The sequence below is a fragment of the Sutterella faecalis genome, from assembly GCF_006337085.1.
Classification (GTDB): Bacteria; Pseudomonadota; Gammaproteobacteria; order Burkholderiales; family Burkholderiaceae_F; genus Sutterella; species Sutterella faecalis.
Genome location: NZ_CP040882.1, coordinates 1,751,209 through 1,768,276, shown reverse-complemented (window position 1 = coordinate 1,768,276; position 17,068 = coordinate 1,751,209). Strand labels below are relative to the sequence as shown.

The 17,068-nt window shown below is 58.7% G+C and carries 16 protein-coding genes; 6 read left to right on the top strand and 10 right to left on the bottom strand.

Translation table 11 applies throughout. The features are described from left to right. Positions 1 to 18: 18 nt before the first annotated feature. The 4 genes from FG381_RS07250 to FG381_RS07235 form a co-directional block, all read right to left on the bottom strand. Positions 19 to 1,896: a heavy metal translocating P-type ATPase gene (locus FG381_RS07250; RefSeq protein ID WP_139688195.1), complete on the bottom strand. Its 1,878-nt coding sequence runs from the start codon at positions 1,894 to 1,896 to the stop codon at positions 19 to 21. Between the two features lie 163 nt (positions 1,897 to 2,059). Beyond that, positions 2,060 to 2,335: a metal-sensing transcriptional repressor gene (locus FG381_RS07245; RefSeq protein WP_139688194.1), complete on the bottom strand. Its 276-nt coding sequence runs from the start codon at positions 2,333 to 2,335 to the stop codon at positions 2,060 to 2,062. An 11-nt stretch (positions 2,336 to 2,346) separates the two neighbouring features. After that, positions 2,347 to 2,850, bottom strand: a complete 504-nt coding sequence (locus tag FG381_RS07240) for a single-stranded DNA-binding protein (protein ID WP_139688193.1) — start codon at positions 2,848 to 2,850, stop codon at positions 2,347 to 2,349. A gap of 39 nt (positions 2,851 to 2,889) precedes the next feature. Continuing rightward, on the bottom strand, positions 2,890 to 4,104 hold the full coding sequence (locus FG381_RS07235) for an MFS transporter (RefSeq protein ID WP_139688192.1): 1,215 nt from the start codon (positions 4,102 to 4,104) through the stop codon (positions 2,890 to 2,892). Positions 4,105 to 4,217: 113 nt separating this feature from the next. Between FG381_RS07235 and uvrA the strand changes: the two genes are divergently transcribed. Together uvrA and FG381_RS07225 are read left to right on the top strand one after the other, a co-directional pair. Next, on the top strand, positions 4,218 to 7,016 hold the full coding sequence (gene uvrA / locus FG381_RS07230) for an excinuclease ABC subunit UvrA (RefSeq protein WP_139688191.1): 2,799 nt from the start codon (positions 4,218 to 4,220) through the stop codon (positions 7,014 to 7,016). Positions 7,017 to 7,018: 2 nt separating this feature from the next. Next, positions 7,019 to 7,987, top strand: coding sequence for an SDR family oxidoreductase (locus tag FG381_RS07225; protein WP_165697851.1), 969 nt, complete (start codon positions 7,019 to 7,021; stop codon positions 7,985 to 7,987). Here FG381_RS07225 and galE read toward each other — a convergent pair. Beyond that, complete coding sequence (gene galE, locus FG381_RS07220; RefSeq protein WP_139688189.1) at positions 7,978 to 9,009, bottom strand: UDP-glucose 4-epimerase GalE; 1,032 nt, start codon at positions 9,007 to 9,009, stop codon at positions 7,978 to 7,980. The two genes, FG381_RS07225 and galE, sit on opposite strands and share 10 nt — an antisense overlap. Before the next feature lie 123 nt (positions 9,010 to 9,132). Beyond that, entirely contained in the window at positions 9,133 to 9,537 is a 405-nt protein-coding gene (gene tnpA, locus FG381_RS07215) for an IS200/IS605 family transposase (RefSeq protein WP_139688188.1), read from the bottom strand. 80 nt (positions 9,538 to 9,617) lie between these two features. Here tnpA and FG381_RS07210 point away from each other — a divergent pair, with 80 nt between their 5' ends. Next, entirely contained in the window at positions 9,618 to 10,772 is a 1,155-nt protein-coding gene (locus tag FG381_RS07210; protein WP_139688187.1) for an RNA-guided endonuclease InsQ/TnpB family protein, read from the top strand. 117 nt (positions 10,773 to 10,889) lie between these two features. After that, the gene (locus FG381_RS07205) at positions 10,890 to 13,169 is read left to right on the top strand and encodes a patatin-like phospholipase family protein (RefSeq protein ID WP_139688186.1); all 2,280 of its coding nucleotides are present in this window, start codon (positions 10,890 to 10,892) and stop codon (positions 13,167 to 13,169) included. Between the two features lie 109 nt (positions 13,170 to 13,278). On the opposite strand, the gene FG381_RS07200 is transcribed toward FG381_RS07205, so the two are convergent. Genes FG381_RS07200 through FG381_RS07190 form a run of 3 tightly spaced genes read right to left on the bottom strand, consistent with a single transcriptional unit; the run spans position 13,279 to position 14,735 of the window. Then, positions 13,279 to 13,749, bottom strand: a complete 471-nt coding sequence (locus FG381_RS07200; RefSeq protein WP_139688185.1) for a DUF2721 domain-containing protein — start codon at positions 13,747 to 13,749, stop codon at positions 13,279 to 13,281. A 12-nt stretch (positions 13,750 to 13,761) separates the two neighbouring features. Next, positions 13,762 to 14,217: a DUF2721 domain-containing protein gene (locus FG381_RS07195; protein ID WP_139688184.1), complete on the bottom strand. Its 456-nt coding sequence runs from the start codon at positions 14,215 to 14,217 to the stop codon at positions 13,762 to 13,764. A gap of 14 nt (positions 14,218 to 14,231) precedes the next feature. Then, positions 14,232 to 14,735, bottom strand: coding sequence for a YbaK/prolyl-tRNA synthetase associated domain-containing protein (locus FG381_RS07190; RefSeq protein ID WP_139688183.1), 504 nt, complete (start codon positions 14,733 to 14,735; stop codon positions 14,232 to 14,234). Positions 14,736 to 14,895: 160 nt separating this feature from the next. On the opposite strand from FG381_RS07190, the gene ruvX reads away from it, so the two are divergent. Continuing rightward, positions 14,896 to 15,315, top strand: coding sequence for a Holliday junction resolvase RuvX (gene ruvX / locus FG381_RS07185; RefSeq protein WP_139688182.1), 420 nt, complete (start codon positions 14,896 to 14,898; stop codon positions 15,313 to 15,315). Positions 15,316 to 15,318: 3 nt separating this feature from the next. Beyond that, the gene (locus tag FG381_RS07180) at positions 15,319 to 16,161 is read left to right on the top strand and encodes a lysophospholipid acyltransferase family protein (protein WP_139688181.1); all 843 of its coding nucleotides are present in this window, start codon (positions 15,319 to 15,321) and stop codon (positions 16,159 to 16,161) included. Between the two features lie 61 nt (positions 16,162 to 16,222). Here the strand turns inward: FG381_RS07180 and FG381_RS07175 are convergent, their stop codons facing one another. Continuing rightward, positions 16,223 to 17,044: a symmetrical bis(5'-nucleosyl)-tetraphosphatase gene (locus FG381_RS07175; protein WP_139688180.1), complete on the bottom strand. Its 822-nt coding sequence runs from the start codon at positions 17,042 to 17,044 to the stop codon at positions 16,223 to 16,225. Positions 17,045 to 17,068 lie beyond the last annotated feature (24 nt).

Below are 17,068 nucleotides of genomic sequence, written 5' to 3'. Positions count from 1 at the left end.
GGACTGAGCGCCCGTTCCTCAGGATTTCTGATCTTCTTCAGCAGGCGTTCTCAGGAGCCTTGCGGAATTGAGAATGACGATGACGGAGCCGGCGTTGTGCACCAGGGCGCCCAGGACGGGACCCATCAGGCCGAGCGCAGCGAGGATGATGGCTAGAAAGTTGATTCCCATCGCAAGCGTGATGTTGAAGCGGATCATCCGCATCATGCGGCGCGAGAGTCGAACAAGCCATGGAATGACGCGGATGTCGTCCCTGACGAGCACGATGTCGGCGGCGTTGACGGCGAAGTCGCTTCCGATGCCGCCCATGGCGATGCCGACCCAGGCGCGCTTCAGGGCCGGGGCATCATTGATGCCGTCGCCCACCATGGCGGTGCGGATCGTGGCGCGCTCAAGCGACTCGAGGCGGCGGAGCTTGTCCTCAGGCATGCAGCCCGCATCGACGAACCGTTCGTCAATGCCGGCTTCTTTGGCAACATGTTCTGCAGCTTCCTTATGGTCGCCTGTCATCAGCATCGGCGAGACATTTTGTTTTTCCAGATTGCGCATGACATTGGCGATCCCCGGGCGCATTGCGTCCGAGAGCGCCATGAAGCCGGCAACCGTGCCGTCAAGCGCGATGAAAACCGTGGTGGCGCCTTCTGCTTCAAAAACGGCGGCTGCGGACTGAGCCTCTTCGATGCCGACGGCACCGATGCGCTTCAGCCAGGAGAGACGGCCGACAGCGACAGCGCGACCCTCGATCCGGGCGCTCACGCCGCTTCCCGATTCCATTTTGAAGTCGTTCGGGTTCGGCAGTTGAGCCCTTTCAGCGTCCTTAAGCCCGCGGATGATGGCGCGGCCCAGCGGGTGGCTGCTCGGCTTCTCGGCAATTGCCGCGAGGCGAAGAATGTCGCTTTCGGTATAGGCGCTCGAGAGGCTCTTCACGCCGCAGAGCGTGGGCTCTCCCGTGGTGAGCGTGCCGGTTTTGTCGAATGCGGCGCGATCGATTTCGGCGAGGCGCTCAAGCGCATCGCCTTCGCGCACGAGCACGCCCCGCTTGGTGGCGCAGCCGATTGCCGCCATGACGGCTGTCGGCGTTGCAAGTACCAGGGCGCATGGACAGAAGACGACGAGAATCGTAACGGCGCGGATTTCTTCTCCGGTGGCGAGCCACGTGATGAAGGCCATGGAGAGCGCGGAGGCCACGATCCAGGTGGCCCAGCGGTCGGCAAGCCGCACGATTTTCGCCCGGCTCGCGTCCGCGGATTCGACAAGCTTTGCCATGCGGGCGATCGTGGAGGATTCGCCCACGGCATCTGCCCGAAGTTCAAAAACCCCGAAGCGGTTGATGGACCCCGACATCACGTGGTCGCCCGCGGCTTTGTCTACCGGGATCGGTTCACCCGTCAGGACGGATTCGTCAACGGAAGTGCTGCCCGAGAGGATCTCGCCGTCCACCGGGACGGTTTCACCGGGATTGACTCGGATGGTTTCGCCTTTCTTCACCTCTGAGGCAGGGATGATGCGTTCCGTGCCTGATGAAATCACGCGTGCGGTTTCGGGAGCAAGCGACGCGAGACGCTCAATGCCCTTGCGCGCCTTGGCGACGGTCATTTCTTCAAGCAGAGCGCCGAGCTGCATGATGACGGCGACTTCGCCTGCAGCGAAATATTCGCCGATGATGACGGACGCAATGAGGGCGAGCGAGACCAGAAGGTCCGCCTTAACGTCAAAGCGCGTAATGAGTCCGATTGCCGCCTCGATGACGATCGGCGTGCCGCAGAGGAGAATCGCAACCCAGGAGAGGTCGATGCCGGAGACCGTGATGTCAAAGAAGCCTAATAGGAGAGCAATGGCGGAGACGACGATCAGAACGATCTGGCGCCGGGGCTCATCCTGCCAGACGGCGTGCATGAAGGAAAGCGGAGACTTTTTTTACTTATACCCGTATGGGTATCGAAATGGGCTAAAAAACAAGCCGCACAATGTGCGGCCATGTTTTGAAAGTACTGTACCCCATGGGGTATGGGGTACAGCTTATGCCTCCGTCAGCGGGCTGTCAAGGTGCCCGCCGCCATCAGGACATGCGGGCGAAATGTTCAACCGCTTTTGCGAACTTGGCAACCGTGGCATCGGCATCACCCTTCGCGATGCCGTCGCGCACGCAGTGCTGCAGGTGCCCTTCCAGGACAATTTGCCCCACTTTATGAAGCGCACTCTTGGCGGCATTGATCTGCACGAGGATGTCCTCGCAGGGAACATCCTCATCAACCATGCGGTCGATGGCCTGAACCTGGCCGATGATCTTTTTGAGGCGCCTGTGAAGATTCGGCGCATCCATGCACTGCTTCATGAGAGTCCAGATCAGAACGGAACGTCTTCGTCAAGGCTGTCGATCGGAGCGGACGCTGCGGCAGGTGAAGGCTGAGGAGCAGGTGCCGGAGCCGCCTGGCGAGCCGGTGCGGGACGCGGCGTCGATTCAAAATCGTTCGAGGGCGCGTAGCCTGCATCGCCGCCGTTATCCTGGCGATTGTTGCGGCCGCCGACGAACTGCATGTTTTCACTGACGATTTCGGTTGTCCAGCGATCGTTGCCGCTCTGATCGGTCCATTTGCGCGTGCGCAGGCGGCCTTCGATCAGGACGGAACTGCCCTTGCGCAGATAGTCCTTGGCAAGTTCGGCAGCACGGCCGAAAAGAATGACGCGGTGCCATTCGGTTTCTTCCACCGGCTGGCCGTCGCGGTTTTTGTAGCGGCGCGAGGTGGCAATGCGCAGGGTGGCGATGGCGGTGCCGCCGTCGGGGGTATAGCGGACTTCAGGATCGGCGCCGAGGTTGCCGAGAACAATAACCTTGTTGATGGAAGCCATATTCGGACAAAAAATAAAAGGTAATGGTGTGAAATAAAACTAAGTTAAGGCTTCCCCAGGTTTTCGGCTGGAGCGTTCGGGCTCCTTGAGGCCAATCGCTGAGGCGAGCCACAGAAGCATAGCAAAAGCGCAGGTAAAGAAGACGGCTTCTGCGCTCCACTCACGGGCGATGAAGCCTCCCAGAGCGCCGCCAGCAAAAAGGCCGAAGTTCTGCAGTGTGTTGTAGATCCCGAGAGCAAGCCCTTTGTCGCTTTTGGGAGCCATTTTGGAAATAAGGCTCGGCAGTGTTGCTTCGAGCACATTGAACCCCACGAAGAAGAGGCCGAGGAGAAATGCAATTTCCCAGATCGAATGCATGAGATAGGCAAAAAGCACGAAAGCGACCGTGAGAAAGCCGATCACCAGCTTCATGATGCGTACCATCTTGCCGCGCTTCTCCCCCATGATGATGAGCGGCGCCATCACGATGAAGCCCGCCGTGACGGCAGGCAGATAAACCCACCAGTGGTGCTCGGAGGGGAGATTCATTTCGAGGAGCCGCGTCGGGATGACGACAAAGACTGCTGTGAGGCATGCATGAAGGACAAAAATGCCGATATTGAGTCTGATCAACTGGTGGTCGAGCAGAATTTCCTGCCAGGGCTTCCCGGATGTTTTGGTTCTCAGGTGCTGAGGGGCGTCGGGAACAACGAATTTCGCGACCAGGATCGCAGCGAGCGCAAGGAGGCCGGTGAGCGCAAAGATTCCGGGGACGCCCCAGAGGTCGGAAAGAAGCGGCGCAATGACGAGTGAAACGGCGAACGTAAGGCCGATGGAGGCTCCCACCATCGCCATTGCCTTGGTAATGACTTCCTCACGCACGGAGTCTGAAATAAAGGCTGTGACTGCGGCGGAGATGGCGCCGGCGCCCTGAAGGGCCCGGCCGAAAAAGATGCCCCAGATGGAGCCCGAGCAGGCGGCGATGAAGCTCCCGAAAGCAAAGATCAGGAGGCCTGCAATAATGACGGGCTTTCTTCCAAAGCGGTCTGATGCGGCACCGAAGGGGATCTGCAGAATGCCCTGAGCGAGCCCGTAAATGCCGAGCGTAAGGCCTACCATGAACTCATCGTTTCCCCCGGGAAGTTCACGCGCATAAATGGCAAAAACGGGAAGAATGACGAAAAGGCCGAGCATGCGAAGCGCGAATATTCCAGCGAGCGAAATGCTTGTTTTTTTCTCGCGCGGCGTCATGCGCCAGGGGGCTGACTGAGTCATGGAAAAGGTGGGGCGATTGTGTTGTCTGCCGGTCTATGTTGGCCGGTCCGAATGTCCGCGTTATAGTTTTTCCACTTTTCCAGTGCCTTAAAAGCGGGTAATTTCAAGCAGTCATGGATGTCATTTCTATTCGGGGCGCGCGCACGCACAATCTGAAGAATATTTCGGTTGATCTTCCGCGCGGCAGATACATCGTGTTTACCGGCGTTTCGGGTTCGGGGAAAAGTTCGCTTGCCTTCGATACGCTTTATGCCGAAGGCGAACGCCGCTATGTTGAAAGCCTTTCTGCTTATGCCCGGCAGTTCTTAGAGCGCCTTCCCCGGCCTGAAGTGGATGAAATCCGCGGACTGCCGCCGGCGATTGCAATTGATCAGAAAACCACCCAGGGAGGCGCGCGCTCGACTGTCGGCACGGCAACAGAAGTATCGGACTACCTGAGGCTTCTTTTTGCCCGTACAGGGGATCTCTACTGCCCGGTTCATCACCTTAGGCTGGAGGTTCAGTCGGTTGCTTACATGACGGATCGTCTTCTGGTGGATGCCGCCGACAAGAGGCTGCTGATTCTTGCTCCCGTGAAGCGTCAGCATGTTTTTGAGGCTCAGGAAGCCCGGCGGCTCCTCGATGAACTGCAGAGTGAGGGATATCAGCGCATTCGAGCGGACGGAGAGGTCCTCAGTCTTGACGACGCGGATGGAGAAGTCTGGGCAGACGGGAAGCCTCATGATCTGGATGTTGTCGTCGATCGTCTGCGCGTGCGGCCGGATGCCCGCGAGCGGATTGCCTCCAGTATTGAAAATGCGCTCTCGCTTGCGGATGGACGCGTGATTGCGCAGGACATGGATTCAGAGTGGAGCGCCGCCTTTACTTCCAAATATGCCTGCCCTTTATGCGACTTTACGGCGGGAGAGCTCGAGCCCGCTCACTTTTCAACCACCAATCCCAGGGGAGCTTGTTCCGCGTGCGCCGGCACGGGAGAAAGAATTTCCTTTCTTCCTCAGTCGGTTGTTGCCGATCCTGCCCAATCGATCGGCAGCGGTGCGCTTAAAGGCATTGATCCAAAGCGTCTCATTGCCGCCGCAGAAGCGCTCGGCATCGATGCGTCAGTCCCCTGGCGCGAGCTTGATGCGTCTAAGCAGGAGGCGCTTCTCTGGGGAAGCTCGGAAACCAAAGCACTTCATCCGCCTTTCCCGGGGGCAATCCCCGAACTCGATGAAAGATGGAGCGAGCTTTCCGCGCCGGAACAGGCCGCACTTCAGGAGGCACGGGCGCCGCAGCTCTGCAGGGAATGCGCGGGGAGCGGACTGGGGCCGATCGCCCGCAATGTCTGGGTGGGAGAGCGGTCGGCGGAGGGCTTCACCTTCGTAGAAGCTTCCCGCATGACGCTTCTATCCTTGCGGGAACGACTGGAGGGGCTGAAGCTCACGGGAAGCAAGCAGTCAATCGGCGAAAAGCTTATTGCGGGAGCCGTGCCCCGATTGAAGTGCCTCGAGTCGCTCGGACTCGGCTATCTCACAATTGCAAGACGCGCCAATACGCTCTCGGGCGGAGAGAGTCAGCGAATTCGTCTTGCAGGGCAGATTGGATCCGGGTTGTCCGGCGTTCTCTACGTGCTTGACGAGCCGAGCATTGGTCTGCATCCGAGAGACGGAGACCGGCTTATCCGGACGCTCAAGGATCTGAGAGACCTCGGCAACACGGTTGTCATTGTGGAGCATGACGAAGACGTCATGCGCGCGGCGGACTGGATTGTGGATCTCGGGCCCGGCGCCGGCGAAAAGGGAGGCCGCATCGTCGCGGTCGGGACGCCCGACGAGATCATGCAGAATCCGGATTCCGTGACGGGACCTTACCTTTCGCATGCAAAGACCGTTGCTCAGGGAACGGTCGCAAAGAAGTTTTCTGCGGCGAAATCCGAATGGCTGAGACTCATCGGAGCTTCGGGGAGAACGCTTAAAAATGTGACGCTCGAAATTCCGGTCGGCGCGCTCACTGTCGTGACGGGCATTTCAGGTTCCGGAAAGTCGACGTTAATTACGGATACGCTTCTCCCGGCAATGGCGGGCTTCCTTAATAATGCGAAGACGCCGGCGCTGCCCTTTGAGCAAATTGAGGGGAGCAGTCTTTTCGATAAAGTCATTTCCGTTGATCAGACGCCGATAGGAAGAACGCCGCGATCTAATGCCGCTACGTATACAGGGCTTTTTACGCTGATTCGTGACGTGTTTGCGCAGACGCTTACCGCTCGCGAGCGCGGCTACGACGCCTCGCGCTTCAGCTTCAATGCACGGGGCGGAAGGTGCGAGGCTTGTTCCGGAGACGGCCTTGTGCGCGTGGAGATGCAGTTCCTGCCGGATGTCTTCGTAACGTGCGACGTCTGCGGCGGGAAACGCTACAACCGTGAAACGCTCGAATGCCGCTGGAAGGGGTTCTCGATTGCGGATGTGCTTGATCTCACCGTGGATGAGGCGCGGGAAGTCTTCGCTCAGCAGCCTCAGATCATCCGCAAGCTCGATACGCTTGCCGACGTGGGGCTCGGCTACATCCGGCTTGGACAAAATGCGGCAACTTTCTCGGGCGGCGAAGCGCAGCGCGTGAAGCTCGCGGCTGAGCTTGCGCGCCGCGACACGGGGAAAACGCTCTACATACTCGATGAGCCGACGACCGGACTCCATTTTGAAGATACGGCGAAGCTTCTGAGCGCCTTGAGGCGTCTTACTCAGCTCGGCAATACAGTGCTCGTCATCGAGCATGATCTTGCCGTTGCCGCTGCTGCCGACTGGCTCATTGACATGGGACCGGAGGGCGGCGATGCGGGAGGGGAAATCGTGGCGGCGGGCACGCCCAAGGCATTGATTCGCAATAAGAAAAGCATTACCGGTCCATGGCTCAAGGCTTATTTCGAGAGGGCTTGAGAATGAGCGGCATTCTGATTCTCGGCGGCGCCGGCAGGCTCGGGCGCGAGCTGGATAAGACGCTCCATCAGCTTGGGGCGAGGAATGTGGTTGCCGCGTCGCGCGCTGAAGCGGATGCGGCGGATCCGGCATCCGTGCTGAAGCTCTCGAATCGTTTTCCCGGCGGACGCCCCAATTGGGTTGTCTGCGCTGCGGCATGGTCCGACGTGCCGCGTGCGGAAGTCGATAAAACAGGCGCGTTTCGAGGAAACGTTCTTGCGCCCCGCGGAGCTGCTCTTGCTGCGGCGCATTGGGATGCGCCGCTCCTGCACTACTCGTCCGACTATGTTTTTTCCGGCGGCGGCCGTCGTTTGCTTCACTCTGATCTGAGGCCGAAACCCCAGGGAGCGTATGGACGAACAAAGCTCGATGGGGAGCGTGAAGTGCTCCGCATTACCCGCAAGGCTTTGGGAAAGGCGCTTATCGTCAGAGCAGGCTGGCTCTATTCAGAAGCGACAGGGGAAGGCTTCCCCAAAAAAGTACTCGAACGAGCATTGTCCGGAAAACCCATCACCATGCGGACCAATCAGTTTGGGAGGCCTTCAAGCTATGAGTCGCTGGCCTTCTGGTCGGCCTCCATGATGCTCGGAGGCGCAGAAAGCTCGCTCGAGAAAGGCGTGCCGGAAGTGCTTCATTTCGCGCCGCCCGGGGAAACCGTTTCACGGTATGCGCTGGCGAAAAGGATCCTTTCCCGCGCTGCGGAAGTCTCTGAAAAACAAGGATCCGGACTGGATATCTTCTTCACAAATGCGCTCATCGGCATGAAGGGCTTCAGAGCGCATCAGAAGAGTCAGCCTGAGAACTGCAGACTTTCGTGTGAACAACTTGCATTTTTCAATGCAAGCTATTGTTATTCATGGCAGGAGTCTGTGGATAAGTCCGTGGATAATTTCCTCCTGCCACGATTTGCAATTGGGGAAACTCAGGATTGATTCGACTGTGCCTTGAGTTCCTCGGCGCGCTTTTCTTCAAAACGCCAGGCGTCGCGGCACATGTCGTCGATGCCAAGCTTCGCTTCCCAGCCGAAAAGTTCCTTTGCCAGCGTCGGATCGCACCAGTTGGCGGCAATGTCGCCCGCACGGCGGGGTCCGATTTTGAGGGGAACCTTGCGCCCGGAAGCCTTCTCAAAAGCCTTGACGACTTCGAGCACGCTGTAGCCTCTGCCGCAGCCGAGGTTCACGGCTTTCCAGCCGGTGTGGCTCATGGCATAAGGAAGCGCCGCGGCGTGGCCGCGGGCCAGATCCATCACGTGAATGTAGTCGCGCACGCCCGTGCCGTCAGGCGTTTCATAGTCGCCGCCGAAGACATTGAGGCAGGGGAGGCGCCCGTTTGCCACCCGGGCAACGTATGGAAGGAGGTTGTTGGGGATCCCGTTGGGATCTTCCCCGATGAGACCTGACGGGTGAGCACCGATCGGGTTGAAGTACCTCAGACAGATTGCGCTCCAGTCCGGGGCCGCCCGGCAGAGGTCGGAGAGGATCTCCTCGATCTGAAGCTTGGTGCGCCCGTACGGGTTGGTGGCTTCTCCCGTCGGGTCGGATTCATGCAGCGGAAGGCGTTTCGGCGTTCCGTAGACCGTGGAGGAGGAGCTGAAGATGAGTCGCCTGACGCCCGTCTTCTTCATGGCCTCAAGAAGCCGGATCGTGCCGATCAGATTGTTGTCGTAATACTCAAGCGGCTTCACCACGGATTCGCCGACGGCCTTCAAGCCGGCGAAATGGATGACGGCTTCAATGCTTTCGTCGCGAAGGGCCCTTTCAAGGCGTTCTTCGTCACGGATGTCGCCCTCAATGAATTTCGGGGTCTTTCCGGTGATTGCCGCAATGCGTTTGGCGACGCCCAGGTCGGCATTCGAGAGGTTGTCGTAGAGCACCGGTTCGTGGCCTGCTTCCTGAAGCACCACAGCCGTGTGGGAGCCGATAAAGCCCATGCCGCCTGTCAGAAGTACGCGCATACAATCATCCTATTGAGTATTCTCGGGAAATCCTGAAGCACGAGAAAATCAAAGCTTCTCCTGCTTCCTTCAGCAAAATCCGCCAGGAGCCCTCGCCCCGGATGGGGCGGGGAGGAATGGCGGCTAATCGGTTGTCTGATTCTCAATGTATTTTTTAAGAACTTCCAGGGAAGCTCCGCCTACTGAACAAGCAAAGTAGCTGCGCGACCAAAACAGCCCTGTTTTGCCTCCTTCAAGAATCCCTGGATATTCCTCGCGTATCTTTCGAGACGAACGCGTTTTAAAGCGGTTCACCATCTCGCTGATGCTCACCTTCGGAGGATAGCTCACGAGCAGATGTACGTGATCCGCTTCCCCGTTGGCCTCCAGGAGGCTGCAGCCTAAATCTTCGGCCGCGATTTTTAGGGCAGCAAGCACGCTTTCGAGCACTTCCGGCGTCATCACTTTTCGCCGGTATTTCGTTGTGAAGATCAAATGCACATGGAGTTTCGTCACGCTGTGACGCGCTCTTTCGTAGTCGTCGAACATCGAAATTCTCCTTGACCGCTAATTCTTAATTATGATAATATCATAATATTTTTTTTAAAATAAATTCATTTGACCGCCACATGCTCCGTGCTGCGAAATTCCGCATCTACCCAACTGCCGCTCAGGAAGCTTTTCTCTGGGCACAGTGGGGTGCTGTCCGCAAGTGCTGGAACATGGCGCTCTTCCTGAAGAAGCATTACTACCGTACGCGGGGCGTATCGCTTGACCTCATCCACGAGATCAAGCCACTCATCGCCAGAGCCAAGAAGTCGAAGAAGTACGCATGGCTCAGGGAATACGATTCGATGGCGCTTCAGGAATCGGTGCGGAATCTCAACAAGGGCTACCGCGCTTTCTTTGATGGAAGAGCAGGCTTTCCGCACTACAAGTCCCGCAGAGGGCCGCAGTCGAGCTATCACTGCACCAACGTCTCCGTCGGCCCCAACTACGTGCGCGTGCCGAAAATGGAGCCGATCAAGGCTCGGATTCATCGGGAGGTCGTCGGCAAGGTGAAGAGCATCACGCTTGAAGCCGATGCCGCCGGCGACTACTACGCCGCCGTCCTCTGGGAAGATGGTCTTGCTGAAAAGGAACCTCTGAAGGAGATCTATGAGGATCAGGTCATCGGCATCGATGTCGGCATCAAGGATCTCCTCACGGAATCGAACGGACGCAAGGAACCGAACCCGAGGCATCTGAAGCACGCCCGCAAGGTGCTGCGCCGCAGATGCCGGCAGTTTTCAAGAACTCAGAAGGGCAGCCGCCGGCGCGAGAAGGCGCGCCGTAGGCTCGCACGCGCGCATAAGCGCGTGGCGAATGCCCGCACCGACAACCTTCACAAGGTCTCTTCGCGACTCGTGAACGAAAGTCAAGCGCTGGCTGCGGAGAGTTTAAGAATCATCAACATGCTGAAGAACCACCACCTGGCGGAGTCGATTGCTGATGCCGCCTGGGGCGAGCTCTTACGAATGATTGCCTACAAAATGAAGCGGGAAGGAAAGTACTTCATACTGATCGATACTTTCTATCCCTCTTCAAAGACGTGCTCCTGCTGCGGCTTCAAGCTTGAGAAGCTTGATCTTGCTACGCGCGAATGGACGTGCCCGCACTGCGGCGCTCACCATGACCGCGACGGCAACGCTGCAGCCAACATCCGGGCTGAAGGCATCAGAATACTGAGGGCGGAGGGGCTACCCGTCCTGCGGAGAGAAATGTCCTCTCCAAATGCTCGCTGAGGTCGTGTAAATCCCGGAGACATCCGGGTTGTGACCGAAGAAGCGAGAAGCCTCGCCCAATTCGAAGAATTGGACGGGGAGTAGTCACCAAGCACCGCAAAAGGAGTCGAGAGAGCCATGCCGAAAAGAAGAACCTCAGTTGCTCTTGCAGCGCTTGCGCTCTTCGGGCTCTGTATTTTCGGAAAGGTAACCGGAACGGCCGTTGCAAAAACGCCTGATGAGGTGCGCGCGGCGTGCCGTGCTGAAGGCCGGCCCTGCGTGGGACTTGTGCTTTCAGGGGGCGGCGCCCGAGGGTTTGCGCATGTGGGCGTGATACGCGTGCTCGAAGAGCTCGGCGTCAAGATTGACGTGATTGCCGGTACATCCATGGGCTCCATGGTCGGAGGCGCCTATGCTGCGGGCTTCACGCTCCCTGAGCTCGAGGATACGGTCCTCGGCGTGGATTGGGACCGCATGCTCGGTCCCCGGCCGGACAGGCAGCTCGTCAACTGGCGCAGAAAGCTTGACGACTATAAGAGCCTTCCTTCTAGCGGACTTGAAATGTCGCGCGAGGGGACGCCGATGCTGCCGGCAGCTTTTGTTCCGTCCGAAGAACTCGAACTTTTCCTTGCACGAAAAACTTCGGCCTTCGATATGGTTCGGGACCTCTCGAGGCTTCCGATTCCCTTTGCTGCGCCTGCAACCAATCTGGTGACGGGCTACCGCGTCGTCATGCAGAAGGACTGCACGCTGAGAGAGGCCATGCGCGCTTCCATGTCCATTCCGGGCGCCTTTGCGCCTTCGCAATATAAGGGCGAGCTTCTGGTCGACGGCGGCCTGGTTGACAATCTTCCCGTAGAGCTCGCGCGCGAAATGGGGGCGGATGTGGTGATTGCCGTGAATGTCGGCACGCCGCTCTCAGATAAGGAGAAGCTCACGAACGTGGTCGGCGTGATGGCGCAGATGGTGAATCTCCTGACGGAACAGAATGTGAGAAAGTCGTTGGGCGAACTCTCTCCCGGGGATGTTTTGATTACGCCCGACCTCACGGAATATTCTTCCGCCGACCTCAAGAAAAGCGCGGAAATCATCGCTCGCGGCGAAGAGGCAGGAAGGAAGGCCGCAGAGCGGCTTAAGGGCCTTGCCAGGCCGAAGGCCGAGTGGACCGCGTGGAATAAGGCTCGTACGGAACTATTTGATCCCCCCGAAAAGAAGAAGACCCGGGTTTATGAAGTGCTTGTGGCCGAGGATAAAAATTCCCGCATTCCTCCCGAAAGGACGATTGAACGTGCGGCCATCCGGCCGGGCAGCGTGCGAACGCGCAGCGAACTCGATGCCGCGGCGCGCTCTGTATTTGCGGACGGATATTTTGAGAGCGTGACCTATCGATTGGATCCGGGCCCTGACGGGACTTCAGTCGTGGTGCTCGAGCCCCGCGAAAAAGATTCCGTCTGGTCGAGCGTGCGTTTCGGCGGGTCGCTTGAAACTGATTTCGACAAGGTGAGTTCCTTCAACTTCCTCTTTGCGCATTCCTGGCATCTCCTCAACAGCTGGGGTGCGGAATGGCGTAATGAAATTCAGATCGGCGAGCGCCAGCGCTTTCTCTCTGAGTTCTATCAGCCGCTCGGAACCACACTGCCGCTTTTCATTCAGCCGAGCATTTCCTTTGAGCGTCAGTCCTACGACATCTACGGCACGGAAGGCCGGCAGGCGATTGCGCGCTGGCGCGCGACGCAGTTCGACAGCCAGGTTCTTTTCGGCTGGGAAATGGCGAGACTGGGTTATGCCGGCATTTCCGCAGGCTGGATTTCCATGCGGGCCAAGCCGGAGATCGGCCGCGATCCGCCGCCGCAGGAACGATACGATGCGCCCTATGTCGGCGCGCATCTTTTCCTCGATACGCTCGACAACGTGAGCTTCCCGACCAAGGGATACCGCCTGACGGCTGAGGGGCGGACGAGTGACGAAAATATCGACGGCCGCGGCGGCACGCATGTCTTTGAAGTGAACGTGCTCGTTCCCTGGAGCCGGGAAAAGTGGACGGCCCTTCTCGAGGCTGAGATTGGGCGCTCGACCGTTGCCGGAGCATTTCAGCTTGGCGGCGCAAGCCGCATGGTGGGCTCGCCCTACGGACGCTGGTCCGGGTCTCGTCTGGAATATGCGCGCTTCGCACTTGCGAGAAACATTTCGGAATTCATGCCGCTTCAGGCACCCGTCTGGGCCGGCATGCAGGCGGAATTCGGGCGTGCCTGGAACAGCGTGATGGGCGACGATCTGACGAGCGGCGGGCGCGATTGGCATAAGTCGGTTTCGGCCTATGTCGGCATTGACAGCCTGATCGGGCCGGTGATGCTGACGGTCGGCCGCACCATGGGGGAAGGCACCGGGATTTACTTCCTCTGGGGATATCGGGAGTGAGGAATGTCCATATCCGTCAAGCTTCAGGCGTGATACGAGAAAAAATAAAGAAATAGCCGGAGTTTCAGAAGAAATCCGGCTATTTTGAATGGTGTGAGTTGTAAATCGATCAGAGTGCTTCAGACTTTCCGCCTCCCGGAGGGATGTTCTTGACGGCAAGATTGAGCGCCTTGAGCGAGATGCTGATTTCGCTCGAGAAGAGAAGTGCTGAAAGCACAATGAGGAGCGTTGCGGCTACAAGAATCACGCTCTCGAGCACCATGAGATTGATGCCGAGAAAGCGGCTTCCGACGCTGACGGCGACGAGGAGTGCAGAAAGGAGCGCGGAGAGCGCAACCGAGAGCATGCCGCGGCGCAGGAGCGACGCACGCATGTAAAGAAGGTCGATTTCTTCGTCGATGATGGGAAGCAGCGCTTGAGAGGCGTCTTCGTGACGCTTCTTCATGAGCTGACGGATTCGGTTCGTCGCATGGTTGTAGCGGTTCGTCATGCAGATCATGAGAAGGCCCACACCGGAAATGAGCGTAATGGGGCCGAGCGCCAGAGCGAGCGACTGGTTGAATTCGGTGATGTTGATCATTTCAAGTCTCCGTTAGTCCATGGGCAGCGGGGACTTGCCCGGAAGGTGCTCGATGGCCATGCGAAGCGCATGCAGGGAGACGCGGACCTCAAGGCTGAAGTAGGCGGTCGATGCGACGATGAGCGCGAGCGCGAACCCGAGCCAGATCGAGGAGGCGAAGACAAAGTTGAGATCCGAGAGGTGCGCGAAGACGTTCGTTGCGACGAGAAGACCCGAGCAGACGTCTGAGAGCACCAGGCAGAGCATCGCGCGGCGCAGATATTTGGCGCGGCGGAAGATCAGGTGGATCTCGCGGTCGATGTCGGGTTCGTTTTCATAGTCGCCGACCTCGCGGCGGGCGAGAAGCTGTCGAATGCGGTCCGTCGTGTGGTTGTATCGGGCAACCATGCAGAGCAGCATCAGGCCGACGCCCGAAATGAGCGTGATGGGCGTGAGCGAATTGGCAAGCATGCCGGAGAAGAAGTCCATTGCCGTGCTCCAGGTCAGGCAGCGGCCGGAGCTTCCCGGAGGAAGTCGGCAGTCTTCGGGTTCACGATGCGCTTGAAGTCTTCGGTCGAAATGATGATCGAGACGTCGCGTCCGCCCGCATTGAAGGCGAGTTCGTCGTAGCGAGTGAAGAGCGTCGGATCACAGATGAGCTCAAGATCCGGGTGAAAGCTTACGGGAGGAACCGCGCCGAAGATGCAGCCGGTAAGCTCCATCACTTCCTCGGGAGAAGCGAGCGAAGCGCGACGGCCGCCGACGGCGGCGGCGAGCTTCGAGAGGTCTGCCTGCATGTCTGCAGGAAGAACCCCGAGGACATGCTTTTTGACGCCATTGCCCTTGACGGTGCAGCAGAGGGCTTTGGCGCCCTGACCGAGTTCGGTGCCGCGGATTTCTGCAACAGACTGGCTGGACTGTCCGGCCTGGGGGTGATGAACGACGCGGAAGCGCGCGCCGCCTTCAGTGAAGAGCGTCGTAAGGCGCTCGAGAACGTGGTCGATCATGATGAGAGCGAGAGGCTTGGGTCAGAAAGCGTTTTTCTTATGTGCCGCGCTTAGAATACGCCGGTTCAGGCGGAGAACGATTTTGCTGCGGCTTTTTCGTAAAGAAAACCCGCAAGTGTACGCCTGCAACTGATTTTTTTCTTCTTCAAGGATGCTTTTGATGGACATTCCGCAGGGCGTGGTTCTGGCGTTCGACTTTGGTCTCGCCCGCACGGGCGTGGCGGTCGGCAATACCCTTACGGGTACGGCGAGAGCGCTTGCAATCATTGATTCGCCGACAAATGACGCGCGCTGGCAGGGTATTGCGCCTCTCATTGAGGAGTGGCAGCCGGCGTTCCTCGTGGTCGGCGTGCCGCGTCTGGGCGACGGAACGCCGTCAACCCTTACGGCGCGCTGCGAGCGCTTTGCACGGCAGTTGGGCGGCCGCTACCGCAAAAAGGTCTTCACCGTCGACGAAAGGTTTTCCTCCGTTGAAGTCTCCTGCGGCCGCGATCGTATCGACGATAAAGCGGCGGCCGTCATCCTTGAGCAGTTTTTCCGCGAGGCCGGTACGGCTTCAGATTCTTCCAGCTTAGAGTGAACCATGCGATACGTTGTCGGTTCCGTCAGACTCGTCGGACTCTTTTTCCTGACGATCTTCATTTTCTTTGTGGCTATCGGCATCCTTCCGGTGCTTCAGGTCCGCTCGCGGGCAAAGGTTATTAAAACCCTTGCCCCCGTCATTCCCTGGGTGCTCGGGATGAAGGTCCTCGTCAAGGGGCAAATTCCGAATGCAGCGGCTGCCCGCGGACTGCGCGAGGACGGTCCCGGGTATCTTGTGAGCGCGAACCACATTTCCTTCATGGACATCTTCCTCATGGATTCCATCCTGCCGGTGCGGTTCATCGCCAAGAAGGAAATCGGAAGCTGGCCTGTGTTCGGGCCGATCACAACCCATGTCGGCACGATTTATATCGACCGCTCGAGAAAGCGCGCCGTGCTTGAAGTTGCGGAAGCCATGGCGGCTGCACTGAAGGAAGGCACCAACGTGCTCTTCTTCCCGGAAGGCACGACAGGACCGGGCGACAGGCTTCTTCCCTTTTATGCCAATCTTTTTGCGGCGGCGGAGCCTGCCGGTGCGGAGCTCCTCCCGGTAACGATCCGCTATACGCTCGACGGGAAGACGTCGCTCATTCCCGCATATGCGAATCTACCCCTCTGGACGGTGCTGAAGCAGATTGTCCTTACGCCGGGGCTCGTCGCTGAAGTCACCATCCTCAACCCGATTTCGACCGCGGGGCGCGACCGCCGCGAACTCGCGCTCGAAGCTTCCCGCGTCATGTCGGGCGCGCTCGGGTGGCCCGATGCCACAGCTGAAAAGGAAAAGGCGCGCGAAGAGAAGCTTCGCCAGGCGGGCGTGCATCACGCTGATGCCGTCCGGGCATAAGCGGTAGAGAAGGAAAAGAGAAAAGGCAGGACCCGAAAAATCCTGCCTTTTTTAGTGAGCTTCAGGAATACGCCTTCGGGTCCGCCCAGCAGGGGCACTTTTCCGTAAAGATCCTGCGGTCGCGGATTCTCAGCGCCGTAAGCTCGCCGCCCCAGAGGCATCCCGTGTCGATTGCCATCAGATCCGGACGGTTGATGAGGCCGAGCGTTGACCAGTGTCCGAAGCAGACGGGCGTGCCCGCCGTCTTTCGCAGCGGATAGTCAAACCAGGGCATCAGGTTGGGCGGCGCCTTCCCGGTGCCTTCCTTTTGATCAAAGTCGAGTTCGCCGGTTTCGCGGTCAACGAAACGGATCCGGGTGAAGCCGTTGAGAATTGCGCGCATGCGCGCTTCGCCTTTGAGATCCGGATCCCATTGCGTGCCGCCGTACATGCCGGCAAGGGCCTCCTTCCAGTGACGGCCGGCAAGGTGTTTTTCTGCTTCCCGCGCGAGCATTCTTGCGGTCGGCAGATCCCAGGCGGGATTGATGCCCGCATGAACGAAAGTGATGCCGTCCCGCTCAATCATGAGCGGCCGGGCGCGCAGCCACTCAATGAGCTCGTCGCGGTCGGGAGCCGACAGAATGTCGGAGATGGTGTCTCGGCGATGAACGCTGCCGGCGCCGGCGGCAACGGCGAGAAGATGAAGGTCGTGGTTTCCGAGCAGCGTGTCGGCCCGGTTTCCGAGATTCTTCACAAACCGCAGAGTTTCAAGAGATTCCGGGCCGCGGTTCACAATGTCGCCGAGAAAAAGAAGTTCGGCGTCTTCGGGGATCTGCTCGAGCAGTCCTTTTAAACTTTCCAGACATCCCTGAAGATCTCCGATCGCGAAAAGTTCGCGCGCCATGCGAAATGTCCTCCGTGTCTTGCT